5 protein-coding genes are annotated in these 8,876 nt (G+C 43.2%); 4 read left to right on the top strand and 1 reads right to left on the bottom strand.

The genetic code is table 11. From position 1 onward, the window contains the following. A partial coding sequence (locus tag ABS766_RS15785; protein ID WP_408086160.1) for a fibronectin type III domain-containing protein occupies positions 1 to 5,243 on the bottom strand: 5,243 nt, incomplete at its 3' end. 176 nt (positions 5,244 to 5,419) lie between these two features. Between ABS766_RS15785 and hflX the strand changes: the two genes are divergently transcribed. From hflX to ABS766_RS15765, 4 genes are all read left to right on the top strand, one after another. Continuing rightward, a complete protein-coding gene (gene hflX / locus ABS766_RS15780; RefSeq protein WP_408086159.1) occupies positions 5,420 to 6,649 on the top strand; it encodes a GTPase HflX in 1,230 nt (409 codons plus the stop codon). A gap of 97 nt (positions 6,650 to 6,746) precedes the next feature. Then, positions 6,747 to 7,337: a TetR/AcrR family transcriptional regulator gene (locus tag ABS766_RS15775; protein WP_408086158.1), complete on the top strand. Its 591-nt coding sequence runs from the start codon at positions 6,747 to 6,749 to the stop codon at positions 7,335 to 7,337. A gap of 40 nt (positions 7,338 to 7,377) precedes the next feature. Continuing rightward, entirely contained in the window at positions 7,378 to 7,551 is a 174-nt protein-coding gene (locus ABS766_RS15770) for a hypothetical protein (protein ID WP_408086157.1), read from the top strand. 12 nt (positions 7,552 to 7,563) lie between these two features. After that, complete coding sequence (locus tag ABS766_RS15765) at positions 7,564 to 8,844, top strand: MFS transporter (RefSeq protein ID WP_408086156.1); 1,281 nt, start codon at positions 7,564 to 7,566, stop codon at positions 8,842 to 8,844. Positions 8,845 to 8,876: the final 32 nt, after the last annotated feature.

Here is an 8,876-nt window from a genome sequence, read left to right as displayed (position 1 = left end):
CAATCAGCGTTTTCTGCCGATTGGGCATATATGTAAATCATCTGGGTCGAAGTGATGATATCACCAGCGCTAAGGGCATCGCCCGTAGCCGCGCTGCCGGTATAGTAATTACCAACCGTAAGGGCAGGCAGGCTATAGCTGTCACACTCGGTAACATCTGAAACTACATCTGGCACGGGCGCTTCAATAATAGTTATATCAGCGGTATAAGTACCTGTACAAGCTCCATTACCTACAGTATAAGTCACTGTATATGTGCCTGGCACACTGTTAGCCACATCAATATCTCCTGTGTTAACATCAATAGTTACATCTGCATCAGCGGTAAATGTACCGCCTGTAGTACCTGTAAATGTTGCAGAAGCAGTGCCTGCATTGGCACAATATGGTGAACCGTCGTATGAGAATGTTACTTGCGGAACTGGCTGGATAACCACTTCTGTTGTAGTAGTAAACTCATCGCACTCACTTGCCGGTATTGTATACGTAACAGTATATGTACCTGCAATACTCTGGTCTGGCGTAATTTCTCCTGTTGATGGGTCTAATGCCAAACCATCAGTAGATGAATAAGTACCTCCGGTATCTCCTGTTAAGGTTACTGATTCTGGGGTACCTGTGATACAAAATGGCGTATTGTATGAAATAGTAGCATCCGGAGCTGTATTAACCGTAACGGCTAATTGTACTATCTGCTTACATCCGGGTACATTTATATCATTAACCACTACATATAGTGTTTGGGTACTAACCTCAAAAGGCGCAGATATATCAATTGGGTTTGTGCCTCCGGTAGCTCCTGAGAAAGAATCATATACTCCGGTCAGCTCATAATTATCAGGGTCTAATGTACCCAGAAAATCAACTGCAGAAAGATCTAAGTCTGCTGCTCCGTTAGGTCCACAAAGCGTTATAGGATCTGGAGTTGGCACAGTAAAGGCCGGACTTAAAGTAATAGTAGCCTGGTCTGTAATAGGATCATCACTTACCGGAATAGGCATGGTAACAATAACGCTGTATACGTGTGCTCCCGGCTCATCAACTGTTATAGTTTGAGAATCGTCGGTAGTTTCAACAATTACAGGAGTTATTGGATCTGCATCCATAAACCACTGATAAGTATATTCCTGCTCTTCGCCAGGGTTGCTTACTGTAGCTGTTATATTGTATGAATCTGTCTGGCAGAAAGTAAGATCCGGTCCAACATTTACTGTAGGTTCACAACTAATATCAGGGCCAGAGGTTTGGGTAATGGTTGCCGAACCCTGAGAACCGTTAAAGTTTGTAACCAATATAGCAAAAACATCTCCTGCCTCACCTGTAACATTTATCGTTTCAGTTGCAGCAGCTGAATAGCTACAATCAACAATATAATCGGTATTTGGTGGCAGGCCAACACTATAACATGCTTCCTGAAGCGACTCAAATGGGCCAAATGCTGCAAAATCCACATCTATAGGATTTCCTGCTAAGTTTACCTGTGTAAGGTTAAGTACTACTTCTCCATCACCGTCCAGAGTTACATAATACCAGGTTGGGTTAGGTGTACTGAATAAACAGCCAACCTGCCCGTAACCAGGCACTGTATTACCCCAGTTACTTTCTTGTGGTACAGCAAGGTTACCTGCACAAAGTGCCTGTGCAGCTGCGGGAGATACCGATGGCGGTGTAAAGTCCATCTCTGCCCAGGAACTGAATCCTTCAATATCAGAACAGATAGCCCTTACATAAAAAGTATATGCCGTGCCTGTAGTAAGGTCTTCTACATAATAATGTGTGTCTGTTACTACCTCGCCTGTAGTAGGTACAGGGTCTGAAGCAGGTATTACAGCCACTTCCCACGAAGTTTCAGAACCATCCGGAACCCATGTAAATGTTGCACTATCCTCGTTAAGACAGTGTATCTCAACATTTAAAGGTTCAGGGCAAAGAGGATCTGTTTCAAAAGTAAACGGACCTGCCCATGTGCTATGGTCTTCATCTTCACATACAACACGCACATAAAAATCATATAGTGTACTTGGCTCTAAATTCTCAATAACAACAGGGTTAGTTGTAGTAAATATAACTTCAGTTTCGTCTGCACCAGGTGCAGCGTTACCGCTTGTTGTATAATATACTTCCCATTCTCCTGTATCTTCACCGGCCCAGCCTACTGTGGCATCGGTAGTATTGGTGTCAATAACTGTCAGGCCAGATGGTGGTAAACATGCAGGCGTATCACAATCTACAGTAGTTGTATATAACACTGTATTTTGAGATCCGGTACCCGGGTTTTTAGTAAATAAAACCTGTCCAAAATTATTCATAACAGAAACACCTACCTCATTTGCAAAAGAACCTCCGGAATTCCAGAATAACTGAATCGGAGTATCATTACATACCGGAATAGTAATATTAACCGGGCCGGCACCAGATGGCAATGTAAGCGTACCTACAGTAATACCATTTTGCGATACCGTCATGGTGTTGCCGTTCCAGCCGTCACCCCATGAATCCCAAACTGTAAAGACCCAGTTACACTGATCTTCAAGTTCACACAAGGTAGTATTAAAGGTTACCGGGCCGGTCCAGGTACTGTTACCGTCATCACCACCGCATAAAGCCCTTACATATACCTGATAAATGGTGCCGGAAACAAGGTCTACATCATATATCATAGGGTTCTCAGACGTTACAACTCCTGTAGAAGAAGCCGTAGGTGCAGGAGAGCCTGTTGGAACAACAATTACCTCCCACTGTGTAGCCGTACCTGATTCTGTCCAGCCTATAGTGGCTTGTGTAGCACCAATAGCTGTTACTGTAATATTTACAGGTTTAGGACAGGTAGGCAGGGTAGTAAAACTTACCGGGCCCGCCCAACCGCTAATATTTCCTGAGGCACAGTTGGCCCTTACCCAAAACTGATAGGTAGTATCTGGGGTAAGTTCATCTGCATTATAGGGTATTGCAGGGGCAGCATCACCTTCGGTAGTATCTGTTGGTGCATCGCCACCTGTTTCTACAATATATACTTCCCAATCGGTAGCTCCTAAAGGACCAGTCCAGCTAAGATCGGCCGTAGTGGTGCCTATGTTAGCAGCAGCCAGTGCTGTAGGGTCTAAACACGCAGGGGTATCACAATCTACTGTTGTAGTATATAATAGTGTATTTTGAGATCCGGTACCCGGGTTTTTGGTAAACAGGGTTTGGTCAAAACTATTTTTAACCGATACGCCTACTTCACCTGCAAAAGAACCGCCGGAGTTCCAGAATAATTCCACCGGGGTGTCATTACAAAGTGGTATAGTAATATTAACCGGACCAGTACCAGAAGGCAATGTAAGCGTACCTACAGAAATACCGTTTTGAGATACCGTCATGGTATTGCCATTCCAGCCGTCACCCCATGAATCCCAAACTGTAAAGGTCCAGTTACACTGCTCTTCAGGGTTACATATGGTAGTATTAAAAGTTACCGGGGCAGACCACTGGCTTTCGTCAGTATCTTCGGTACATATTGCTTTTACATATACCTGGTAAATAGTGCCTGCAGTAAGGCCTGTGTTATATTCCAAAGGGTTATCGGTAGTAACCACGCCCTCGGTAGTAGCTGTTGGCGCCGGAGAGCCATTAGTTACCACATATACTTCCCACTGGGTAGCTGTACCGGTTTCCGTCCAGCCTATGGTAACTGTTTCCATTCCAATGGCAGTAGTAGTTATATTTATAGGTTTAGGGCAGGTAGGCAGGGTGGTAAAGCTAAAAGGGCCTGCCCATGTACTTGTACCATCAGTACAAATTAAACGTACATAAAATTGGTAGGTGGTATCTGGGTCAAGATCTTCCCCTGTGGTGGTTACTGTAGTTGCAGTTACCGGGTTGGTAGTAGTAACTACACCTGCAGTAATAGCCGTTGGTGCGGGTGCACCTGTTGGTACCACATAATATTCCCAGTTACCGGTGGCAGGGCCTGTCCAGCCCAGGTTGGCTGTGTAGGTGGTTATGCCGGTAGCGGTTAAGCCGCTTGTAGGAAGGCACAACGGGGTATCACAATCAATGGTAGCACTGTAAAGCGAGGTGTTTTGAGAGCCCGTACCCGGGTTTTTGGTAAAGATTGTCTGTCCATAGTTGTTTATGATAGAAACACCTACTTCTGAAGCAAAGTTACCGCCAGAGTTCCAGAACAGCTGTAAAGGCTGGTCATCACACAAGGCGATAGAAATAGTGTTAGGGCCGGCTCCAGATGGCAATGTAAGGGTGCCCATAGTAATGCCGTTTTGGGATACCGTCATGGTATTGCCATTCCAGCCGTCACCAAAAGAATCCCACACTACAAAAGAGTAGGTACACTGGTCTTCAGCCTCACAAACGCCTGTACAAAAATTTTCAGGGCCTATCCAGTCACTGGTACCACCATCGCCACATACTGCACGTACATAAAATTTGTAGCAGGTACTGGCAGTAAGGTTTTCAACCGTTATAGGCAGGGTGCCGGTATATACAACCCCTGTCCCAACAGGTACATCGTCATCGGCTACAACCTCTACTTCCCAGCTGGTAGCCCCACTGGGGTTATCCCAGCTAAGGTCGGCTGTGGTAGCCCCAAGGTTGGTGGCCGTAAGGCTGCTCTCGGTAGGGGCAAGGCATTCTGAAACCACTTTTACGTTGTCTATAAGCCAACGGTCCATCTGGTCACCTTTCATGATAAAGGCAATGTACACATCAGTACCTTCAAAGCTTGCAGGTATATCAATTACTTTTTCAACATAATCCAGCTGTACCGGGTTTATTTCAAGCTCTGTCCACCCATCGCTGTCAATCAGTGATATAAATGTTGATGGGTCTGTAGGGTCGGTACCAATACGTACATCATAAACAGACCCCTGGTTGTTGTTAAGGGTAAGCCTTGAGAAAAAGTGCAGTTCAGGATTTTCAGGCACGTTAAATTGCGGTGTAATCAACCAGTCTTCAGTCAGGTTAACACCTGTACCCGGTGCATTATCACGGTCAAGGAAGGCTGCATGGCCTGAGCCTCCGTATGCAGGGTAATCTGAGGTACTGGCCTGTTGTGTCCAGAATTTTCCGGGCCCGTTAGGGGCCACATTCCTGATATACCATCCGGGAGGGCCGTAGCTACCTTCGCCGAACCCTGCAAGCGCAGGATATGGGGTCCACGTACCTTCAAAATTCTCCTCGGCAAGCTGTGCCGACATCTGGAAAGTAAAGGCCATGAAAAATAACAAAAGAGTAATTTTCTTCATAGATTTTATATTTAGGTAAAATTTAATTTTCAAATTTATAAAAATATAACAAACCCTTAACAATAAACTAAAATTTAACACAACTTGAATCAAAACCGCTTTTTTCTATTAATATATTCTTAACTCAATGTTTATGAGGGGATAAATTCATAATTTTGCAAATAAAATATAGAAACATGCTGGAAAAGGAAATCCACACATTTGAGAAAACAGTAATTGCTGGTGTTATAACGCAGGATCAGACTGAAGAAAAGCTGAATGAATACCTTGATGAACTTGAATTTTTAACATACACAGCTGGAGGTGAAGTAGTTAAAAGGTTTTCACAGAGAATGGAAAAACCTAATCCAAAGACCTTTTTAGGTACTGGAAAAATAGACGAAATTCATCATTATATAAAAGAATATGATGTAAAAACTATAATTTTTGATGATGAGCTTAGCCCGGCCCAACAGAAGAATTTAAACAAGATTTTAGATTGCAAAGTGCTAGACCGCACTAATCTTATTTTAGATATTTTTGCCCAAAGAGCAGAAACATCTTATGCCCGTACACAGGTTGAACTTGCGCAATGCCAATACCTGCTTCCCCGCCTTAGCGGTATGTGGACACACCTTGAACGCCAGCGTGGTGGTATAGGGATGCGCGGACCCGGTGAAACAGAAATTGAAACAGACCGCCGTATAGTTCGCGACCGTATTGCACTGCTTAAAGACAAAATTAAAACTATTGACCGCCAGATGGGTGTGCAGCGCAGCAACCGTGGCGCATTGGTGCGTGTAGCGCTGGTTGGGTATACCAATGTAGGCAAAAGCACTCTGATGAACGTTATTAGCAAAAGTGAGGTATTTGTAGAAAATAAGCTTTTTGCTACGCTTGATACTACCGTACGCAAAGTGGTTATTAAAAACCTGCCTTTTTTATTATCTGATACGGTTGGGTTTATACGTAAGCTGCCTACGCAACTGGTAGAATCGTTTAAAAGTACCCTTGATGAAGTGCGCGAGGCAGATTTACTTTTACATGTTGTAGATATTTCTCACCCTGATTTTGAAGACCATATAGCATCGGTTAACCAGATACTACAAGATATTGGCAGCAATGACAAACCTACACTTATGGTTTTTAATAAAATTGATGCTTTTAAACCCCAGGTGATTGATGAAGATGACCTGGTAACCGAAAAAACTTCCCGCCATTATACCCTTGAGGAATGGAAACACACCTGGATGAGCAACGTAGGTGAAAAGAATGCGTTGTTTATTTCGGCAGTGAATAAAGAAAACATGGAAGAATTTCGGGAAAAAGTATACGAAGCAGTACGCGAAATTCACATTAGTCGTTTTCCGTATAATAATTTCCTGTATCCTGATTATAAGGATAATCTTTCTCAGGACGAAGAATAATCCTGACATTAATGTGAAAGATATACCGCGAAATTTCTATTAATTTTTTTAATAGTGAATGAATATTCATTTATATTTGTAACAGAATATAAATGATATGCGTTTACGGGATACCGATAAAGAAGCTTTAGTAAAACAAAAGGCAATACAACTTTTAGTACAACAGGGATTTGAAGGCTTTAGCATGAATAAACTTGCCAAAGCCAGCGGAGTTTCTGTTGCTACACTTTACATTTATTATAATGATAAAGATGACCTCATCAAAAAAATTGGTGTTGAAATAGTTAATGCTTTTTTTGAAGCGGCCACAAAAAACTTTAGCCCTGAAATGCCTTTTGCCGAAGGCCTGCGCCTGCAATGGGAAAACCGTATTGCATTTACACTTAATAATTTACAACAGATGGAATGTTGGGAGGTGATACGCCACTCCCCACACGGTGAGTACGTTTTGCAAAACAGTGTTGGTGACTTTAAGCAAATGATGGGAGATTTCTGCAAAAATGCCATAAAAAACGGGCAACTCACACAATTACCCTTAGAAGTTTTCTGGAGTATAGCTTATGGCCCCCTGTATACTCTTTTGCGATTTCACGCCCAGGGAGAGAATATGGGTGGCAGCCCCTTTGTTTTTAGCGAAGAAATTAAAGAACGGGCTTTTGAAACGGTTATAAAGGCACTTACTCCATAAACTGATAATCAATTCAGCATCAATCAAAAAATGAATAGTTATGTTATTTACTACCTTATTAAACATCAGAAAAAGGCTTTTGCTTGAAAATCAAACAATAGCGCTTATAGGGGGCGGTGCAGCGCCTATTACCCCTGAATTATTTAAAAGCATGCCTGATAACAGCAACGGCAATACAGCCGAAGCCCAAAAAATTTTTGGTAAAAAAGATTAACCGGATATTAGTATGGAGCATAATGAACCTATTCCGTTAACGGGCTACCAAAAGCTTGTTATTTTTATACTGGCCATTACCCAGTTTACGGTTATTCTAGACTTTATGGTGATGTCTCCACTGGGTGATATCCTGATGAAATCTATGGACCTGCACCCGGATCAGTTTGGTATAGCCGTATCGGCCTATGCTTTTAGCGCCGGTATATCAGGCCTGCTTACCGCCGGTTTTGCCGATAAGTTTGACCGCAAAAAACTGCTGGTTTTCTTTTATACCGGCTTTATCATAGGCACAATTTTATGCGGCCTTGTAAACTCTTATGAAACCCTTGTGGCTGCACGTATTATTACCGGGCTTTTTGGCGGGGTAATAGGGTCTGTATCTATGGCTATTGTGGCCGATTTGTTTGCATTGCAGCAGCGTGGCCGTGTTATGGGGTTTCTGCAAATGGGCTTTGGCGCCAGCCAGGTGCTGGGTATTCCGCTGGGGCTTTATTTTGCAAACCACTGGGGATGGCATGCCCCTTTTTTATGGATAGGTGGTATGGCGGCTGTTATTGCACTTATTATATTGTTATGGCTTAAGCCGGTAGATGCCCACCTTGCCCTGCCACAGCAAAACTCTGCCTTTGTACACCTTTGGCGCAACATAAAAAAACCGGATTACCGTATTGGCTTTGCAGCAACGGCATTGCTCTCAATAGGTGGATTTATGATGATGCCTTTTGGTACTGCCTTTGCCGTAAACAACCTGGGCATAACTAATGCCCAACTGCCTGTAGTGTTTATGTGTGCAGGTATTTTTACACTGGTGTTTATGCCGGCATTTGGCAAACTAAGCGATATGGTAGATAAATTCCGCCTGTTTACCCTGGCCTGCCTGTGGATGGTTGTAGTAGTGCTTGTTTACACACAGCTTGGCACTACCCCGCTTTGGCTGGTAATTGTATTTAATATATTAATGATGACAGGTATTATGGGACGCATGGTACCCAGTACCGCCCTGGTTACCGGTGTGCCGGAAATGAAAGACCGTGGCGCTTTTATGAGCATTAACAGCAGCCTGCAACAAATATCCGGTGGTTTTGCAGCCGTAATTGGTGGCATGATAGTAGTGCAGCCTGAAAAATTCAGCCCCTTGGAGCATTATAATATATTAGGCTATATTGTATCGGTTATTACACTGTTAAGCATACTGCTTATGAGGCGTGTAAATACGCTTATAAAAAAGAGAAGCATGCAACAACAGATACCACCTCCGGTTGCTGAAGGAATAGCCCTGAGCGAGGTGTAAATACTATCAAAATTAAATCCCCTACAACAAAA

Origin of the sequence: Flavobacterium rhizosphaerae (genome assembly GCF_046000445.1) — a bacterium.
GTDB lineage: Bacteria > Bacteroidota > Bacteroidia > Flavobacteriales > Flavobacteriaceae > Flavobacterium > Flavobacterium rhizosphaerae.
Note: the sequence above shows the minus strand (reverse complement) of the source record. Positions and strands in the feature narration are given on the sequence as shown.

Bases quoted from the DNA above. Each gene is read 5' to 3' on its own strand.
- ABS766_RS15770 (WP_408086157.1), top strand. From the start codon at position 7,378: ATGTTATTTACTACCTTATTAAACATCAGAAAAAGGCTTTTGCTTGAA.
- hflX (WP_408086159.1), top strand. From the start codon at position 5,420: ATGCTGGAAAAGGAAATCCACACATTTGAGAAAACAGTAATTGCTGGT.
- ABS766_RS15775 (WP_408086158.1), top strand. From the start codon at position 6,747: ATGCGTTTACGGGATACCGATAAAGAAGCTTTAGTAAAACAAAAGGCA.
- ABS766_RS15765 (WP_408086156.1), top strand. From the start codon at position 7,564: ATGGAGCATAATGAACCTATTCCGTTAACGGGCTACCAAAAGCTTGTT.